Origin of the sequence: Arthrobacter yangruifuii (assembly GCF_009192775.1) — a bacterium.
GTDB classification, from domain to species: domain Bacteria; phylum Actinomycetota; class Actinomycetes; order Actinomycetales; family Micrococcaceae; genus Arthrobacter_B; species Arthrobacter_B yangruifuii.
On the sequence record NZ_VTFX01000005.1, the window covers coordinates 490,602 to 509,763 of the forward strand.

9 protein-coding genes, 1 tRNA gene and 1 pseudogene are annotated in these 19,162 nt (G+C 67.3%); 10 read left to right on the top strand and 1 reads right to left on the bottom strand.

Annotated features, from left to right (window positions below; genetic code table 11):
• Nucleotides 1-6 precede the first annotated feature (6 nt).
• A pseudogene (locus tag GD627_RS17055) lies at nt 7-591 on the bottom strand (TetR/AcrR family transcriptional regulator); the annotation flags it as partial.
• Nucleotides 592-757: 166 nt separating this feature from the next.
• On the opposite strand from GD627_RS17055, the gene GD627_RS13170 reads away from it, so the two are divergent.
• The 10 genes from GD627_RS13170 (at nt 758) to GD627_RS13215 (ending at nt 18,926) form a co-directional block, all read left to right on the top strand.
• Nucleotides 758-829 (top strand) — tRNA-Gln (locus GD627_RS13170).
• Nucleotides 830-904: 75 nt separating this feature from the next.
• Nucleotides 905-2,416 carry a bifunctional UDP-N-acetylglucosamine diphosphorylase/glucosamine-1-phosphate N-acetyltransferase GlmU gene (glmU, locus tag GD627_RS13175; protein ID WP_281350001.1) on the top strand — a complete coding sequence of 504 codons (1,512 nt, stop codon included), beginning with the start codon at nt 905-907 and terminating at the stop codon, nt 2,414-2,416.
• Nucleotides 2,416-3,399 (top strand): ribose-phosphate diphosphokinase, encoded by a 984-nt coding sequence (locus tag GD627_RS13180; RefSeq protein ID WP_146363596.1) that lies wholly within the window; start codon nt 2,416-2,418, stop codon nt 3,397-3,399. The genes glmU and GD627_RS13180 overlap by 1 nt, the downstream gene beginning before the upstream one ends.
• 282 nt (nt 3,400-3,681) lie before the next feature.
• Nucleotides 3,682-4,290 carry a 50S ribosomal protein L25/general stress protein Ctc gene (locus GD627_RS13185; RefSeq protein WP_152272871.1) on the top strand — a complete coding sequence of 203 codons (609 nt, stop codon included), beginning with the start codon at nt 3,682-3,684 and terminating at the stop codon, nt 4,288-4,290.
• A 67-nt stretch (nt 4,291-4,357) separates the two neighbouring features.
• Nucleotides 4,358-4,945, top strand: coding sequence for an aminoacyl-tRNA hydrolase (pth, locus tag GD627_RS13190; RefSeq protein ID WP_152272872.1), 588 nt, complete (start codon nt 4,358-4,360; stop codon nt 4,943-4,945).
• Nucleotides 4,946-5,346: 401 nt separating this feature from the next.
• Nucleotides 5,347-7,947: a LuxR family transcriptional regulator gene (locus GD627_RS13195; protein ID WP_152272873.1), complete on the top strand. Its 2,601-nt coding sequence runs from the start codon at nt 5,347-5,349 to the stop codon at nt 7,945-7,947.
• A 19-nt stretch (nt 7,948-7,966) separates the two neighbouring features.
• A complete protein-coding gene (locus tag GD627_RS13200; RefSeq protein WP_152272874.1) occupies nt 7,967-10,663 on the top strand; it encodes a helix-turn-helix transcriptional regulator in 2,697 nt (898 codons plus the stop codon).
• Between the two features lie 390 nt (nt 10,664-11,053).
• Nucleotides 11,054-13,147 carry a LuxR C-terminal-related transcriptional regulator gene (locus GD627_RS13205; protein WP_194266052.1) on the top strand — a complete coding sequence of 698 codons (2,094 nt, stop codon included), beginning with the start codon at nt 11,054-11,056 and terminating at the stop codon, nt 13,145-13,147.
• Between the two features lie 398 nt (nt 13,148-13,545).
• Complete coding sequence (locus tag GD627_RS13210) at nt 13,546-16,188, top strand: helix-turn-helix transcriptional regulator (RefSeq protein WP_152272876.1); 2,643 nt, start codon at nt 13,546-13,548, stop codon at nt 16,186-16,188.
• Nucleotides 16,185-18,926: a helix-turn-helix transcriptional regulator gene (locus tag GD627_RS13215; protein ID WP_152272877.1), complete on the top strand. Its 2,742-nt coding sequence runs from the start codon at nt 16,185-16,187 to the stop codon at nt 18,924-18,926. Before GD627_RS13210 ends, GD627_RS13215 begins: the two co-directional genes overlap by 4 nt.
• Nucleotides 18,927-19,162 lie beyond the last annotated feature (236 nt).

Genomic DNA, 19,162 nt, shown 5'->3' on the forward strand with positions numbered 1-19,162 from the left:
GTGGGAAAGCTTCGGATCCTTCTGCAGCCCCGCCAGCCCGTTCCAGGACAGATTCACCAGATGCGCCGCCACGGTGGCCTTGTCCGGGGTGCGGGTGTCCAGCCACCACTGGCCGGTCATGGCCACCATGCCCACCAGCATCTGCGCGTACATTCCGCCCACCTCGGCGCTCAGGCCGCGGCTGCCGAACTCCTTGGACAGGATATGTTCCACTTGCCGGGTGATCCGGGACAGCAGGGTGGAAAACGTTCCCTCCGGCTGGGCCGGGGGTGCGTCGCGGGTGAGGATCCGGAAACCGTCGGTGAAGTTCTCGATATAGTCCAGCAGGGCGTAGGCCGCGCGTTCCACCAGCACCCGGGGGCCGGCGTCGGCGCTGAGGGACTCCGTCATCACCTTCAGCAGCCGCTGGAACTCGATGTCCACTACCTCGTTGTAGAGGCCTTCCTTGGAGCCGAAGTGCTCGTACACCACCGGTTTGGACACGCCGGCCGCGGCCGCAATGTCCTCGATGGTCGCGCCGTCGAGGCCGCGCAGGGCAAACAGGCCGCGTGCCACCTCGATGAGCTGGGCGCGTCGCTGGACGCCGGTCATGCGCGGGCGTGAGCCGCCGGCGGAAGTCTTTGCCACCGGATAAGTGTACCCACGCGGGCCCGGTGCCCACGGCGGGCGCGGCCGTGGGCTGCGCGACTCAAGTCGCGAACACCTCGGCTCCCATGGCAGACTAAACTCTTGTGTGCGCGGCAAGCCGGGCATATGGTCCGCCCTGGTGTAATGGCAGCACCCCGGCCTTTGGAGCCGTGGAGTATAGGTTCGAATCCTATGGGCGGAACGCTGTGCAGTAGGTCCGTGAAGGGCTGCCGTGCACCAGCTATCTGCCGGCCGTACCACCGAGGAGCGCCATTTCGTGACCACCAATGATGTCCGAACCAGTGGAGGCTCCACCGGCAGCTTGTCGGCAGTGATCGTCCTCGCGGCCGGCGCCGGCACCCGGATGAAGTCCCGGACCCCCAAGATCCTGCATCCAGTGGGCGGCACATCGATGCTCGGCCACGCACTTGCCGCAGCCTCCGCGCTGCACCCGCGCTTCCTGGCCGTTGTGGTCCGCCATGAACGGGACCTCGTTGCCGCGCACGCCGCCGAATGCGTCCCCGGGGCGGTCATCGTGGACCAGGATGACGTTCCGGGCACCGGCCGTGCCGTCCAGACCGCTGTCGCGGCCCTGGACGCCGTGACGGAATTGGAAGGCACCGTCGTGGTGACCTACGGCGATGTCCCCCTGCTTGAGGCGGACACCCTGCGCCACCTCGTCGCGGTGCATGAAACGGACGGCAATGCCGTGACCGTGCTCACCGCCAGGCTTGCTGACCCCTCCGGCTACGGACGGGTGATGCGCGCCGAAGACGGCACCGTCACCGGCATCGTGGAGCACAAGGACGCCACCGAGGCCCAGCGTGCCGTAAAGGAGATCAACTCCGGCATTTACGCCTTCGACGCCGCCGTCCTGCGCACCGCACTGGAATCCGTCACGTCCGCCAACACGCAGGGCGAGATGTACCTGACCGATGTCCTGGGCATCGCCCGCAGCGCCGGCGGCCGGATCGCCGCCGTCGTGACCGAGGACAAATGGCAGGTCGAAGGCGCCAATGACCGTGTCCAGCTGGCCGCCCTGAACGCCGAACATAACCGGCGCATTCTGGACAAGTGGATGCGCGCCGGCGTCACCATCGCGGATCCGGCCACCACCTGGATCGACTCCGGGGTGAGCCTCGATGAAGACGTCACCATCCTGCCCGGCACCCAGCTGCACGGCTCCACCAGCATCGCCCGGGACGCCGTCGTGGGACCGGACACCACGCTCACCAACGTCACCGTCGGCGAGGGGGCGCACGTAGTACGGACCCACGGCAGCGACGCCGTACTGGGCGCCGAAGCCAGCGTCGGACCGTTCGCGTACCTGCGTCCCGGAACCGTGCTGGGCGCCAAGGGCAAGATCGGCACCTTCGTCGAGACAAAGAACGCCGACATCGGTGCCGGGTCGAAGGTTCCGCACCTCTCCTATGTGGGGGACGCCACCATCGGCGAGCAGTCCAACATCGGCGCCGCGTCCGTATTCGTGAACTACGACGGCGTAAATAAGCACCACACGACCATCGGATCCCATGTCCGTATGGGTAGCGACAACATGTATGTGGCGCCCGTCACGGTGGGCGACGGAGCGTACAGTGGAGCCGGAACGGTGGTCCGCAAGGATGTGCCCGCCGGTGCCCTCGCGATCAACGTGGCGCCCCAGCGCAACCTCGACGGGTGGGTGCTGGACAAGCGCCCCGGAACTGCCGCGGCGGAAGCCGCGGCGGCCGCAGCCACCAAGACTTCTTCCTCAGTAACTGATTCCCCCACGCGAGAAAGCGATCATTAATGAGCAGCGAAATCACCGCACAAGGTGAAAAGAAGCTTGTCCTTGCCACCGGCCGGGCACATCCGGAGCTGGCCGAGGAGATTGCACGCTGTCTTGACACGGATCTGCTGCCGCTGGCGGCCTATGACTTCGCAAACGGCGAGATCTATGTCCGTCCCGGTGAGAGTGTCCGCGGCACCGACGCCTTCGTCATCCAGGCACACCCGGCACCGATGAATAACTGGCTGATGGAACAGCTGATCACCGTCGACGCCCTGAAGCGGGCCTCCGCCAAGCGGATTACCGTGGTTTCACCGTTCTACCCGTACGCCCGGCAGGACAAGAAGGGCCGCGGCCGCGAACCGATTTCGGCCCGCCTGATTGCGGATCTGTACAAGACCGCCGGCGCGGACCGCATCATGAGCGTGGATCTGCACACCTCCCAGATCCAGGGCTTCTTCGACGGCCCCGTGGACCACCTGATGGCCATTCCGCTGCTGGCCGACTACATCCGCACCCGCGTTGACGTTTCCAACGTCACCGTGGTGTCGCCGGATACCGGCCGCGTCCGCGTCGCCGAGCAGTGGGCCGAACGCCTTGGCGGTTCCCCGCTGGCCTTCGTGCACAAGAGCCGGGACCTGACCGTCCCCAACCAGGCAGTGTCCAAGCAGGTTGTGGGCCAGGTCCAGGGCCGCACCTGCGTGCTGATCGATGACATGATCGACACCGGCGGCACCATCGCCGGCGCTGTCCGCGTGCTCAAGGAGGCCGGCGCCAAGGACGTCATCATTGCGGCCACCCACGCAGTGTTCTCCGATCCGGCCGCACGGACCCTTGCCGAGTCCGGCGCCCGCGAGGTAGTGGTCACCAACACCCTGCCGATCCCGGCCGCCAAGCGCTTCGAGCAGCTGACCGTGCTGTCGATCGCTCCGCTGATTGCCCGGGCCATCAAGGAGGTCTTCGAAGACGGATCCGTCACGAGCCTCTTCGACGGCAAGGCCTAGGCCCTCACCGCACGGCTTGACCGTCCGACCGTCCGCCCGTCCGAACCCGGCCCTGCCGCCGTTCGGGCGGGCGGACTTGTACTGCTAATATTGAAAAAGATGCCTAGGCGAGGGAGCGGCCCGGAGAATTCCGGACGAACTCCGTTATCGACGGTGGCTGGCAACTTCTGAACCGCACGAGGGACCGCAGTCCGGTCCGTGCGGTGCATTGTTCCGAAACCGGCGCCTACGCCCCAGGGAAGCCGTCACGGCAACCACGGAACACCATTTACAGGAGTAGCAATGTCTGAGCAGAAGCTCGCAGGAACCGCCCGCACCGAGTTCGGCAAGGGCGCAGCCCGCAAGGCCCGCGTCGCCGGCCAGATCCCCGCAGTTATCTACGGCCACGGCGCCGATGTCCTGCACATCCTGCTGCCGGCCAAGGCCACCACGCTGGCCGTCCGCACCTCCAACGCCCTGCTGGAAATCGACGTCGACGGCGAGTCCCACCTGGCTCTGGCCCGCGACATCCAGCGCGACCCGATCAAGCAGATCATCGAGCACATCGACCTCCTGACCGTCCGCAAGGGCGAAAAGGTCGAGGTTGAGGTCAACGTCCACGTTGAAGGCGAACTGGCCGCAGGCGAATCCGTCTTCAACCAGGAAGCAAACACCGTCCTGGTTGCCGCCGACGCCACCAACCTGCCGGAGACCATTGTCGTCAACATCGAAGGCCGTACGGCCGGCGAGCACATCTACGCCAAGGATCTGGAACTGCCCTCCGGCGTCGAGCTGCTGCTGGACCCGGAGACCATGATCATCAACATCTCCGAATCCACCGTCCAGGATCTGGGCGCTCCCTCCGACGAGCAGGTTGCCGTGGCAGCCGCTGAAGTCGGCGCCGAAGTCTAACCAGCTTCGGGCGTCTGCTCCTGAGGAACGGAGCCGTCCGGTTCTTAGCGAAGGAGCAGTACCCGTAGTGAACAGCAACACCTGGCTTGTAGCCGGGCTCGGAAACCCCGGGCCCGGCTACAGCCGTAACCGGCACAATATCGGCGCCATGGTCCTCGACGAGCTGGCCACGCGCATGGGCGGGAAATTCAAGACGCACCGCTCACACGCCTCCATTGTGGAGGGACGCCTCGGCATCGGCGGTCCGCGGGTGGTGCTGGCCAAGCCGCTGACCTACATGAACCTGTCCGGCGGGCCGGTCTCATCCCTGGCCCGTTTCTTCGACATCGACCCGGAGCATGTCGTGGCGGTGCATGACGAGATTGACATTCCGTTCAACACCGTCCGGCTCAAGCTCGGCGGGGGAGAGGGCGGACACAACGGCCTCCGGGATATCAGCAAGGCCCTGGGCACCAAGGATTATCTCCGGGTCCGAGTGGGCGTCGGCCGTCCGCCGGGGCGCATGGACACCGCGGACTACGTCCTGAAGGACTTTTCCGGCACCGAAGCCAAGGAGCTGCCGTTCCTCGTGGACGACGCCGCCGACGCCGTGGAGCTGCTCCTGACGGAGGGCCTGACGGCTGCCCAGCAGAAGTTCCACAGCGCGGGCGCCTGACCCGCAGGCACTAGGTAGCACCGGACCGGAATGGAGTAGTTTTCCAGCGACGGGAATAGCGGGGAACCATTGTTATGGTTCCGTTGCCCGGCCTAAAATGGAACCAGCCTTCAGGGCTCCCAAAGCGGGGCCGACGTCGGGAGGCCTCCGAGACTGGGCCACCCCCATCCCGGCGTCGGTCCCTTATTTTCCCGCTGCATCATCCACCGTGTTGCGTCGTCACCGAGTTCCTCAGCCACGGTGCTGCAGACTCCACAGCCGTGCCCGTCTAAAGACATTTGCCCCGCATTGTCCCTAGACGCGCACGGCTGTGCCCCGTATGCTCCTTTTCCTAAGCAGTTGCTGCCGTGGAGTCCAATTCCGGATCCCATGCGGGCTTTGTGGGGGGCGTGGGCCGGTCAATGGAGAGTTCGTCACCTGTTGTTGAGCTGATCGGGCGGGACGAGGTTCTTGACGGGCTTTGTGCGGATCTGATTGCCGGCAGGCCGGGAGCCGTCATTCTGGGCGGTGCGGGCGTCGGGAAGACTGCCGTGCTTCGCGCCGTAGCAGACCGTCTCCAGGAGAACTTCCGCATTGTTCCGGTACGCGGCACCGCTATTTCCGCCCGGACCCCGTACGGTGCGCTGGCCTTCCTCCTCAGCTACGTGCCCGAAGGCGCCGAGCAGGATCCGCTGCAGCTGCTCCAGGAACTGAACCGCTCCCTTTCCTCGCGCACCGGACAGGGCCGGGTCCTGGTCCTGGTGGATAACGCGGACCGGCTGGACCGGTTCTCCATCATGGTTCTGTCCCAGCTGCTGCGGCGGGGGAATATCGCCGTGCTGGCCACCGCCTCAAGGCACTCGGAAATCAGTGAAGAGCTGGTCCGGCTGTGGAGCGAGGGACTGCTGGAGCGGGTGGAACTGGATCCGCTGACCGAGCGGGAGACCCGCCTGCTCATGCAGCAGCTCCTCGGCGGGCAGGTGTCCTCCCTCGCTGCAGGCACCATGTGGCGGGAAAGCGAAGGCAATCCGTTGCTGGTCAGGCTTCTGACCCCCGCCCAGGTCCATCACGGCACCCTTGCTCTTCGGGATGCCGTCTGGGTCCGCATTGCTGCCTTCGTCCACACCGGGGAAGTCAGTGAAGTGCTGGGCAAGGTGCTGGGCAGGCTGGGCACAGCCGAACGGCGGCTGGTGGAGATCCTTGCTCAATGCGTGAGCCTGCCCCTGTCCAGTGTCCTGGCATTTCTGCCGGCTTCGCGGGTGGATGCCCTGGAGGAACAGCAGATCATTTCCGTAGCCGGCAGTCCGGCGGCCGTCAGGCTCAGGGGACGGGCCCCGGGAACGGTCATCGCGGAGAGTATTCCGCCGGGGCGTAAACGGAAACTGTGGGAAGACACGTCCGCGCTGGTGAACGCCGAAGATCTCGATGGTGAGGAACTGATGGCGTACGTGGGCTGGACACTGTCCTGCGGGGAGGAGGTTCCTCCGGCGGAGATTCTTCGTGCAGCGCGTGCCGCCAACAGGCGCGCGGACCCGGCGGCGGCGCTCCGGTTCGTCCGGACGGTGCCCCGGGACCGGCGCAGCCAGGAACTGGTCCTTGAAGAGGTTCGTGCCCTGCACCTGGCCGGGCACCTCCCGGAGGCTGTCCGCGTCCTGCAGGACGCGGAGCCGCAGCTGGTCCCGCAGGAGCGTTCCAGCTATGTTCCGCTGATGCTGCTGCATGTCCGGACCCAGGCCCGCCTGCCGGGGTCCGGAGATCCCCTGCAGACACTGGCAGCTGTGGAAGTATCGTGCCCGGCGGAGGGTGAGCACCCTGAGCTGGAAGCGGCAGTGGTTATGGCCCGGAGTGCGCTGGCGGCGGACGGGGGCTGTGTCCGGGACGTGCCGGACCGCCTCGCGGAGCTTGCCGGGGACAGTGCCCTGACTCCGTTCACCCGGATGGAGGCCGCAGCGCTGCACGCGCACGTGCTTGCCCTGACCGGACGGAACTCTGAAGCACTGCAGGTCCTGAAGCGGTTGGGTCCGCCGGAGAACTACGCCGTCCACCCCGGGAATGCGGGGGAGGTCTGCACCCGTATTTTCGATGCCTACATCCTCACCGGTGAGCTCGGCCTGGCGGCGGACTTTGTTCGTTCCTTTGATGACCTTGGTGTCCGGCCGTCCTATCAGGGTGCCGCCGGCGAGCTGGCCGTGGCCGTCCTCGCGGCCTGGCAGGGGCAGGACCGTGCAGCCCGGGATGCGCTCGCCGGCGCCATGGCGCAGCTCCGGTTTGACGACCCGCAGGATATGCTGCCGCTCGCGCGGGTCCTTTCGGCATACGTCCGCCGCGAACAGCATCCGGAGGCGGCGGGACTGCCCGGACAGCAGAAGGCGGCAGGCAGGCGGCCGGGATATGCCAAGGATTTCCTGCTCCGCTATTTTTCCGTTCTCACCGACACCACCGACGACGCCGTTCCCCGTCTACGCGCTGAAGCGGGATCTGCCCGGGCAGCCGGCTACGCAGCACCGGCGCTGCTGTTTCTTTCGGCAGCGGTGCGGAAGGGTGACAGGCAGGCCGCGGCAGAGGTCCTCTCGACGGCGCGGGAGGTGAGCGGGCGGTTCAGTGAACTGGTGGCGGATTTCGCAGCCGGGATCCTCCGTGATGATCCGGCGCTGCTGGTCACAGCGGCCAAGGGCTTCAATGACCGCGGACACTACCTGCTGGCCCGGGACGCTGCACAGGCTGCAGAGGACCGGTTGGCGAACGGCAGCTCAGCGGAACGGAAAAAGCTGGCCAGAACGGCCCGTGCCCTGGTCAATGCCAGTTTGCGGCGCATGCACCACCTCGGAAGCCGCGCGGAAACACTGGCGATCTTGAGCCAATTCGAGGCCGATCTTGCGCAACGGGCGGTTACGATAGCGACCACCACGCAGATAGCCCGGGAGCTGAACCTTTCTCCCCGAACAGTCGAGTGGCACCTGGGAAAGATCTTCGCAAAGCTCCACGTCTCCGGCCGATCCGAGTTGGCGGAGATTCTGGTCTAGGAACCGATGGGGGAAGAGGATGTACGGGTTGAACCCGCGGCCGCTGATGGGCCGGGACACTGTCCTTTCCTCCGTGCTCGAGAGCCTGACCCGGCCTGCTGGACACGGCGCGGCCGTTGCCGCGGAAACAGGGCTGGGGAAGACTGCCTTCGCTGCGGCAGTTGCGCAGAAGCTGCAGGAAAAGATGCCCGTGCACTGGGTCTATTCCAGCCCGGCCCTGCAGAGTGTTCCGTACGGGGCGCTGGCTTCCCTCCTGCCGGACCTCGCTCCGGGGCAGACCGGATCTCCGCTGGCGGTGATGCGTGCCCTGATAGGCAAACTGTCGGAAACGGCCGGCGGGCTGCCGGCCGGGCAGGGTGCAGAACCCCTGATCATCGTCGATGATGCGCATGACATTGACGGGCCCAGCCTCGACCTGCTCGCCCAGCTGCTGGAGGCCCGCCATATCCGGCTCCTTGTCCTGACCCGGTCCTTCCAGGATATTTCCGGTGTCTTGCCGCATACGTGGGATGGCCAGCTGTCCCGGCACCGTCTGCTCCCGCTGGACGAACGGCAAGTGCTCAGCCTGTGCCAGCAGGAACTCCAAGGCCAGATCAGTGCTGCGGCAGCTGTTGAGCTGGCCCGCCTCACCGGTGGAAATCCGATGTACCTGCTGGCGGTGGTTGATGAAGCGGTGCGCGGCGGCTTCCTGGTCCAGCGGCAGGGCATCTGGGTAGCGACCAACGGGGCCCTCCCGGTGGGCGGACGCGTGGGCGATCTGGTCAAGACCCAGATCCGGGGCCTGGACCACGAGGACCGCGCCGCCATGGAGGTCATCTGCCTGGCGGAACCCCTGCCGCTGACGGCTGGCTTCCGGCTGGGCCTGCACGAGTCGGTGGACCGGCTGACGGATTCGCTGCTGGTCAAGGTCTCGGCGGATGCCCGTCTCGGCCAGGTCCTGCGTCCGATGCATCCGCTTTACGGAGATGTTGTCCGCGGCATGGTGCCGGCTGTACGAAGCGCGCGTCTGCTTCAGCAGCTGCAGCACGCCCTCGACGGTGTGGAGGTGGGGGAGGAAGGAGTGCTCCGCCGCATTTCGTGGGCCCTGGCGCTGGGAGCCGACATCCCGGAGCAGCAGCTGCTGTTCGCGGCGGAAACGGCGAACAACCGTTCCGATCCGCGTCTGGCCCTCCGCGCAGCCGCTGCCGTCGGCCAGGGGAAGCTACGCATACCCGCACAGGTCCAGGAGGCCCGCGCGCTGCTGCTGCTCGGGGAAGCCGGCCCGGCCGCCGCGGCGTTGGAGGGAACACTGGAGCAGGCCCCGGATCTGCACACCGTAAAACAGGCGATGCTGGTGCATATCCGTTTCGCCATGACAGCCACCGGGGAGACGGACTGGGCAGGCCCGCTGGCCCTCGCCTGGACCCGCGTAATCGACCGGCTGTCCAAAGACGAGCCGCTCGAAGCTGTGGAACGTGCCCGCTGCGGGGCCCAGCTGCTCGGGATCCTGCGCATGGTCAGGGAGGGCGACTACGTCCACGCAGAACTGGAACTGGCCCAGATGCTCCGCCGTGCACGGGAGAGCGCAGACCGTGACGCGATCCTGTGTGCAGAGGCACTGACGGCAGAAGTCCTCATGGCGACGGGGCGGGCGCAAACCGCACTCGAACACAGTACGGTTGCCATGCAGATGCTGCAGGACGGCAGTGCGGAGTCACAGCTGATGGGTACGTTCGTCCTGCACCGGCACCTCGACGTGCTCGGATGGCTCGGAGAATGGGAACAGCTTCAGGAGACGGTTGGGTCTGTGGACTCGCCCGTCCAGCCGGCGCTTCTGTATTCCGGCGGCGTCGTTGATTTTGCGCTCGGTATCAGCCGCCTGCGCTCCAATGCCCCCGATGACGCCGCCAGGCACTTTTCCGCCGCGGCGGAAGCTGCGGCCCTCCACGATCCCCAGGGCATCCTGCCGCTGGCCCTGGCCCTGGGTTCGTTTGCAGCCGGCAGCCTGGGCCAGCGGGACCTCGCCGGGAGGATGCTCGCGGAGGCCGGAAGGACCGCCCCGCGGGGACCGGAACAGTTCCGGCTGCTGGTTGAAGGAATCCTCGCCGGGGGCCGCTATCTGTGGGATTCGGACGAGGCCTCCATGAAGGCGCTGCGGGAGAGCGCGGAGCAGGCGCAGGAGCGTTCGTTCACGGCGGTGGAATTCACCCTCCGCCACCTGTACCTGCGGCTGGGCGGGTTCGACGACGCCGGCCGCCTGCTGAAGGTCACGGAGGGATTCGAGGGACCACAGGCGGCTGTGCTCAACCGGGTGGCCCGCGCCGTCGTCGACCAGGACTGTGCGGCCCTTGCTGCCCTGGTTGCCGACCCGGATCCGGAAATGGATGAGCTGCTGGCCAAGCAGTGCCTCGCCGAGGCGCTGCGGCTGGCCCGCAGGAGCAACAACAAGGACGTCCTCAACCGGATCGAGCGCCTCACCGGGCGGCGTGGAAGCGGCAACCGGGGTTCCCTTCCCGGATTGACCCGCCGGGAACGCGACATAGCAGCGCTGGTCGCGGACGGACATCGCAATGCTGAAATCGCCGGAATGCTGAACCTCTCCGTCCGTACGGTAGAAGGGCATATCTACCGGACCTACGAAAAACTCGGGATCAGCCGCAGGGAAGAACTGAAGGAAATATTTCCCCAGCTGGACCAGCCATCCGGACTGCAAAACCGGATCGTGGGCGCCGAGTAGTTTCCGCCGGAAACACCAGTAGGTTTTACTCGGGCGCCGCCAATCCGGGCTTCGTAAAGTGAAAACCGCTACCCACGGTTCACTGGGTGCGGATGCGGACCGGGCCTAGGCCCACCGCCCGCGGTGCCCGGGAACTTCGGGTCCCACATACGGAGCCGGCGGCGTCGATGCCCTCTGAGACCGGGGTGTCCCCCCAGCCGCCGCCGGCTCCTTCCCGAACGCTTATCCGCAGGCACTTCCGAATGCCGGCATCAACAGCACCGCGCAACCGGTGGAGGAGCCCGTTCCATGGAAGCTGCCCTACTCCGTGGAAGCCCCGACGGCAGCCGGGAGCCCGGCCCTCGTGCCGAAGCCGTCCCGGCCCAGATCAGGAATGCGGCCGCAGGAGCAATGGAAGCACTGACCGAAGGCAAGAGCGTCCTGGTCACAGGGGCAGCGGGGGCCGGGAAGTCCACCGTAATGGCCACGGTCCTGGCGGGACTTGGCAGCGGCTATTCCGTGTTGCAGCTGCGGGGGAGCGCCTCCTGGGCCGGGAAGGATTTCGACGGTCTCCTGTGGCTCCTGAGTGAACTGCCCCCGGAGCTCCTGTCCGATCCGGTGTATGTACTCCAGTTTGTCCGCAGGGTATTGAAGGAGAAGGCAGCCGGACGCCGCCTGGTGATCTCCGTCGAAAACATGGGCGAGCTGGACAATGCCTCGGTGGCCGTTCTTCTCCAGCTGTGCAGGGCCGGTTGCGCCCTCCTGCTGGCCACGGTCCGGGAGCTGTCCTCCTGCAGCAGCGAACTCGTGCGCTGGTGGGCTGAAGGATCGGTACACCGGGAGGCCCTCGAGCCCCTGAACCCCGCAGCTACCCGGGTGCTGCTCGAGGAACTGGCCGGAGGAAAGGTCTCGAATCGAGTCGTGGCCCAGGTGCAGGCAAGGGCCCTGGGCAATCCGCTGCTTTCGGCCATGTTCCTCCGGGAACAACTCGATGCCGGGACGGTGCTGAAACGGCGCGGAACCCTTGTCTGGACAGGGGCGGTCTCGTATTCCGGCGCCCTGGCCGAGCGGGTGGCAGCGGAAACCTCCGGACTTGGTCCGGCGGAACGGTATGCGGCGGATGTACTCGCGGTGGCCGGGGCCGTGCCCCCGCTCCTGCTCCTGCAGGTCGCTGATCCGGCCGCCGTTGAAAGGCTCGAACGGGATCGCCTTCTCACCTCGGGTCCGCCCGGTACCGTTCAGCTCAAGGACCCGGTGCTCGCGGCGGCTGCCGCGGCCCTGGTCCCGCACGGCCGGGCCGCCGAGATCCGTTCCCGGCTCGACGCCGTCGCCGGCGGATCTTTCCTGCGTACCGGCAGGGAACCGTCATCGGCTGCCCGCCGGACGGCGGCCACCGCAGCGGTTTACGCTGCCGCGGATCTGTCCCGCCGCGGCCGCTGGGAGGAGGCCGCGGCCGCCGCCCGGGTGTGCCTTGACGCATCGACCGAACCCGACGCCGACGGCGGGCGGCGTCCGGACCTTGCTTCAGAGCTTTTCCATGTCTTCCTGCGGTGCGGTGAGGTGCACCAGGCTGCGGACCTGCTGGCAAGGACGGAGCAGGGCGCAGCGGACACGGAGCTTGACGGCGGAAATGACCTGTGTGGGGGCACCGTCCACGCTCTGGGCGGACGTGCCGACCGCGCCCTGGACTGTCTGGAACGGGCCATTGCCCAGTTCGAGGAAGACGGATCCGCCCATCTGCTGGCCCTGGCACGCACCGCCGCAGCCTATGCATGCCTTGTGCTTGACGACGTCGAAACAGCGCGCGCCTACCTGGCCGCTGCCGTTCCCGGCGATCCCGGGCCGGACCGGGGTGATCCTGCTGCGTCCGTGGCGGTGCACACCGGTCCGTGGGCCGATCTCACGGCATGCTTTTCCGGGTTGTGCGCTGTCCGCGGCCTCAGTGCCGCTGCCGCCGGAACCGGCCCGGACCTGCCCGGAACCCTCCTGGTCCTCGCCGCTGCTGCGCTGCAGGGCAGGCCCGGAGCAGCAGGGGAACTCGGCACCACGGCAGCCGGCTGCAGCGGGGACGCCGCCCGGATGTACCTCGAGCTGGCCGAAGGTCTCACGGCGTCGGAGCCCGCCGCCATCCTCCGGGCGGCAGAGCGGGCCTACGGGCGGGGACAGTTCCTGATGGCCCATGAGGCGGCCCGGCATGCGGCAGACCTGTCCCGCGGAGCGGCGGACAGGCCACGGCTGCGCGCCGCAACCCGGCTGGCGAACACCAGCTACCGGATGCTGCGGACCTCTCATTCCGTAACCGACCGGCTGCCGGAACTGACCGGCTTCGAGCAGCGGCTGGCACTGGGCGCCGCGGCGGGAACCAGCAGTTCCCACCTCGCTGCGGCGCTGCATCTCTCGCCCCGGACCGTCGACTGGCATCTCGGCCGTATCTTCGCGAAGCTACGCGTTTCCGGCCGCGCGGAACTGCGTGAGTGTCTGGAAACGGAAGAACAGCGTACTTGAGGGCGCAGATCTTCGCGAGGCGGGACCGTCGCAGGTGGTTCGCACCGGTAATTACGTAGGCATACACGGCCATGTACGGGCGATTTCCGAGTAATCGAGTAGCGGAACTAGGGAGCGCTACTCGTGTAGCGCCCGGAAGGCCTTCCTACTCTGGTGGACAACAGCAATACCGGTGGCAACCCTCCCCCAGGGTAGAGGGCTACCTGCTGCTGAACCGACACACCTGAACCGCCGAATCTGAACCGCCGAATCTGAACCGCCGAATCTGAACCGACAGAAACCGGGTCTCAAAAGTGCAGCCACATGATGATCAGCGACTCCCGCTCCACGCTTCTCCTTCCGGTCTACCGGCACCGGTTCCACCTGCCGTCCCGGCCGGCCAGGGTGCCTACCCGGCAATGATCGGCAGAGCCGGAGTCGTCGAGGAAATCCTGCGGAACCTCGCCGGAACAACACCGGGGGCGGGCTGTCTCCTCGTGGGCGAACCCGGCATCGGGAAGACCGCCGTGATGCAGCACGTGCTTCGGAACCTGGAGGCGGAGACCTACATTGTGCAGGTGCGGGGTTCGGAATTCGCGAGCCGGACACCGTTCGGCGCCCTGACATTCCTGCTCTCCGACCTGGACCCCGAGTTTTCCGAGCATCCGGTCATGATCCTGCGCGGACTCACCCGCCTGGTCACGGAGCGTGCCGGTGGCCTTCCCGTCCTGCTGGCCGTGGACAACGCCGAGGAACTGGACGAGTTCTCCGCCATGGTGCTGACCCAGATGGTGCACAACCGAAGCGCAGGCATGCTTGTTGCCTTCCGCGACTTCTGTTCGGCTCCGGCGGAGTTCGCGGGCCTCTGGCGGGACGGGATCCTTGCGCGGGTGGATCTGGAGCCGCTGAGCGTCAAGGAAACCGCCGCCTACCTCGGCTCACTGCTGGGGGGCACGGTCTCCCGCGCCGCGGCTGCCGCCATCAACGACTATGCCGGAGGCAACCCGCATCTGCTGACCCTGGCACAGGCAGACTTCCAGGACGCAGGCCGGCTCAGGCAGCACAACGGCAGCTGGATCCTGGTTCCCGGTGAGGATATCCGCGCCGGACGGGTGGCCGGTGCGGTGACGTCCACCATGGCGGCGCTGACACCTTCCCAGAGCACGTTGTTTCAGCTGCTGTCGATGGCAGGGTCCCTGCCGCTTCCGGTGGTCCTGGCACGGCTGGACAGCACGGAGCTGGATTCCCTGCAGGAGCAGGGGCTGGTCACCCTCAATGCGAATCCCGTACCGGACGTGCTGATCACCAACCCGGTAATGGCACGCTCGGTGCGGGCAGGGCTGACTCCGTCACGGCAGCGGCAGCTCTTCGAGGAACTTGCGCCTTCGCTGAACACCGGACTGGTCCTGGATCCGCTCGTCCTGGCCCGGTGGCTGGACAGCATCGGCGAAGTGCCGGCCCGGGACCTGGCTGTGGAAGCCGCTCGGCAGGCGACCGTCACCGGCCTGCCGGAAACCGCCGTCCGGTTGATCTCAGCCGCGTTCGACGGCGGCGAGAACGCGGCCGCCGTTATCGAACTTGCCCGCGCACGCACGGCCCAGGGCGAATACGGGGCCGCACTCGGAGTGCTGGCACGCTTCCGGGGCAGCGACGTCGTTCCGTCCGCCGAGGACAGGATCCGCCTGCTGCTCGCCGAGTGCCGGGTGCTGTGCATCGAGGCCACCGGGCTGCGGGATCCCCGCACCGCCGAAGCCGCAGCCGAGCCGGCACGCATGCGGCACACGGAGCTCTTTGAACAGATAGAGCGCGAAATCGAGGCCTTGACCGGAGTGGGCCGGGCGAACACCGCCGGGCTGGTGCGCGAGCTGGCGCTCTCCCGGGCTGAATGCCATTCGGCCCACGGCCGGTTCCTGGTGAACGCGTCCTATCTGGACGGCCTTGAGCTCCCGGATGCGGACTTCCGGATCCTCAAAGGCGCCTGGCAGAGCGAGGCCTGGGGCATGACCAACCGCCAGGATGACGCCGCCGAACTGGCCGGAAAGGTGGAACGGCAGCTTGAAGGAACGGATGCAGGCACCCGTGCCAGGGTGGTCGGCCGGCTGCTGCATACATATCTGTTCACCGGAGCCCTGTCCGACTGCGAGCGGTTGCTGGACGACCCTTCCGCCACGTCCGGCATGGACGGCACCTACCTGGAGTTGGCCGAGGGCCTGCTGAATGCCTTCGCAGGCAAGCCGGAGCCGGCGCTCGCGGCACTGACCCCCGCGGTTGACCAGTTGGCGGCCAGCGGACCCGCAGCCCTCCTGCCGCTTGCGGCGGCGGCTGCGGCGTACTGCCACGCCCTGGAAGAGCGGCGTGAGGACGCGGGCCGGTATCTGCAGGTGCAGCGCTCAGCGGCCGACGGTGGCCCCTGGGTTGTCCGGCGCGGTGCCCGCCACTTCGCCGCCCTGGCGGAAGCGGCGTTGGGAGGAGGAAACGGAAGCGCCCGCTTCGTTTCCCTGGCCGCGCAGGACCACAGGCGCGGAGCCCATGCGTACGAACTCCTGGCCCGGGTCACCGCGATGCGGCTGGGAGACGCGGACAGCCTGGATGACGTGCTGTCCGTGGCGGCGAACCAGCAGGGGGACTTCGCAGCATTGTGCGAGCTGTATGCCAAGGGCCTGGGCAACGGCGACGCGCAGATGCTCCTGCGGGCGTCGGAGCAGGCCGCCGGCTCCGGACATGTCCTGCTGGCCCGCGAAATTTCCGAGCACGCCCTGGGCATCGCCTCCGGCGCCGGGGACCGCGCCACGGTCCGCTTCATCCACCGAAGCCGCCGGACGGCGGCCCCCGATTCTCCGGTCGAGGCCTCAGACGAGTTCCTCGGCGCACTCACGGCACGGGAGCGCTCGATTGCCCGCAAAGCCGTAGCAGGCACCAGCAACAAGAAGATCGCGGAGGAACTGGGCATTTCGGTCCGGACCGTTGAAGGGCATCTGTACCAGGTGTATTCGAAGCTCCATGTAGGCAGCCGCCGGGAGCTGGCACGCACTATCGCCGAGCAGGCAGGGGCAAAGAAATGACACACCGGGAACAGACCAGTGAGCTCTTCGGCCGCGACCGGGAACTCGCCGAGGTGACCAGCCGGCTGCTGGACCCCGGACTGCGGGGCGTGGTCCTGCTCGGGGCAGAGGGAATCGGCAAGTCCTCCCTGGCCGCATCCGCCGCAGAACACCTGCGCTCGGTCATGGCTCCGTACTACGTCAGCGGAAGCCCCGTGTTGTCCCGCATGCAGTACGGCATTCTCTCCACCTACCTGGGATCGGCCACCGCCGCCGATATGGAGTCACCGCTGGCCGTCCTGCGGACAGTACGGGCGCACTTCCAGCGGCTGACGGAAACCAGCGGCATGCAGAGCCTCCTGGTGGTGGACAACGCCCAGCATCTCGATGAAGCCAGTGCACACCTGCTCACCCAGCTGGCCATGTCCGGAGAGCTCCGGCTGATGGTGATTTCCCGGCCGAGGGCACCCCGGATCCATGAACTTCTCTCCCTTGCCCGGGACGGGCTGCTGGCCCGGATCGATCTGGAGCCGTTGTCCGGCCCCGCCGTCCACGAGTTCTGCGCCAGTGTGCTGGGCGGACCGGTACTGCAGGCCTCCAGTACGGTGCTGCACCGGATGTCCCGCGGCAATCCGCTGTATGTGAAGGAAATGCTGACCCGTGCCCGGCGGCAGCAGCGGCTGGTGGAACGCAACGGCGCCTGGTACCTCTCCGGCGAGCCGGACTGCGTGGATACCCCGCTGTTTGACCTGGTCAAGACGCTGCTGGCAACACGCAGCCCCGCCGAACGCAGCGTGCTGGAGACGGTGGCACTCGCCGGGCGCCTGCCGCGGTCCGTGGCGTCGGCGGTTTCCGACGACGAGGCGGTGCGGTCGCTGATGATCGACGGCCTCGTGGAAATCCTGCCGGGCCAGGATGAATTCGCGCATTTGGTGCAGCCGCTGCACGAGGAGATCATCCGCTGCCTCGTTCCGGCAGCCCGGAGCGCGGAGATCCATGCCAGGGTCCTGGGCCGCTATGACCCAGGCCCGCTGCGGGAGCAGACGGACCCCGAGGGGCTCGATATGGCGCTGCGCTATGTCGAGTGGGCACTGGACTGCGGCGAACGGCTTCCACCTGAAGACCTGCTCGCGGCGGCTCGTGCGGCCAATAACATGGGGGACGGCGCCCGTGGCCGGAGATTCGCGGCCGCGGTCCGACCGCTGCCGTTTAGGAAGGACGCGGAGGTGGAGCTCGCCGTCGCCTATGCACAGGAGGGCAGCTACGGGCGGGTACGCACGCAGCTGGAGACGCTGAGGGCTGGGACGGACGACGCCGGCAGCTGGACCCAGCGCAGCCTGCAGCGAACGGCCTTCACCAGTGCCCTGATGCTTCGCCAGTCGCACGCGGACGGCAATGAACTGACCGGCCTGGCCGAAAGGTGGGTGGAAGCGGCAACGCGGCTGTCCGCCTCGGAAGATGCCTCCGCGGGCACACCGGCCGGCGTTTCGGCAGCGGCGCAGCTGCTGGCCGCAGCTGCTCTGATCGTGGACGGCAACTATACCGAAGCCCGAAGCCGGCTGGCCGATCTTGCCGCGGGGGAGACGGACCAGGATGCTGAACGGGCGCTCGTACTGCACGGTCTCTACGCAGAGGTCCTCACGGCGTGCGGCGAGGTGGAAGCTGCGCTGGAGCAGGCGCAGGCCGCCGCGGATCTGCTGAATAACAGTGCCGGACAGCTGTGGGGCTACACCGGATTTGTCTTCGTGCGCCATGCCTTCGCCCTGCTGCACAGCGGGCGGTTTACGCAGGTGGAGCAGCTGGCCGCCCGGATACATTCCGGCCCCCAGCACCTGCTGACCGCACTGGGCGGGACGCTGGGTGTGATCGAGGGGGCTCTCGAAATCCACCGGGGAAGGCTGCACGAAGGGCTGCGCCGGCTGCGGCCTGCGGTGGAAGCGCTGCGGGACGGGGACCCCGAGGTCCTGCTTCCCTACGCGCTGGGGCTGGCAGGTTACGCATCGGCCGTGGTCGGCGACGGAGCCTCCGGTCCCGCGGGCAGTACCCGGGTTTCCACGGCGGGCTACACCGGCCGCCGGCATTTGTGGCTCACGGCCCAGGCCTACGCCGCTGCGGCCGAAGCCTCTCAGTCCACCGAGGGTCCGCCTCCTGAGCAGCTTGCCGCGCTTGCCGCCGAGGCCAGGGAGGCCGGACTGCATAGCAGCGAGAAGGACATCCTGGAATTGTGCCTGGCCGTCGGCGGCCTCGCGCAGCTGGGGCGCCTGGCGGAGCTGACTGCGGACTTCGACGGCGCGGAGGCCCAGGCCCTGCACGCCTATGCCGTTGCCGTCGCCTCAGGCAACCCGGACCGGATGGTCGCGGCCGCCGAGGATGCCATCCGCGCGCAGAAATACCTCGTGGCCGTGGAGAGCATCGGACATGCCATCCGCTTCTACGGCAACCACGGAAACCTCCGCCGGCAGCGTGCCCTGATCCAGCAGCTGCGGCGGCGTCGGGAGGAACTGGCCGGAGTGACGGTTTCCTATCTCAGCCCTTCACTGCATCTGGTGCGGCTGACCCGCCGGGAACACGAAATCGTGGATCTGCTTCTCTCGGGTGCCACGACCAAGGACATTGCCGTCCATTTCACACTGTCCCAGCGGACCGTGGAAGGGCACGTCTACCGGATCTACGTGAAGCTCGGAATCAGCCGCAGGGCGGACCTCGAGTCGGCCTACCGTGCCCTGGAACCCGGCCACCGGACGGGGTCACTGCTCTAGCCCTCCGGAGGCACGGGCAGGAGTTTTCCGGCAGTACCGGTGGCACGGGCCGGACCGCGGATACCGGTGTCAACAGGAACCCCTGCAGTGTCAGCAGCCACTGTGTTTCCGGTACCCGCGTAGCAAGACAGGTAGAAGCCCTGCGGTGCGGGGCACGCCCGCCGGTTCAACTGAGTACCCGGTACTCGTGCCCGTGGCAGGGGGGCGCTCCTAGATTGATGTCCGTTGGATAAATG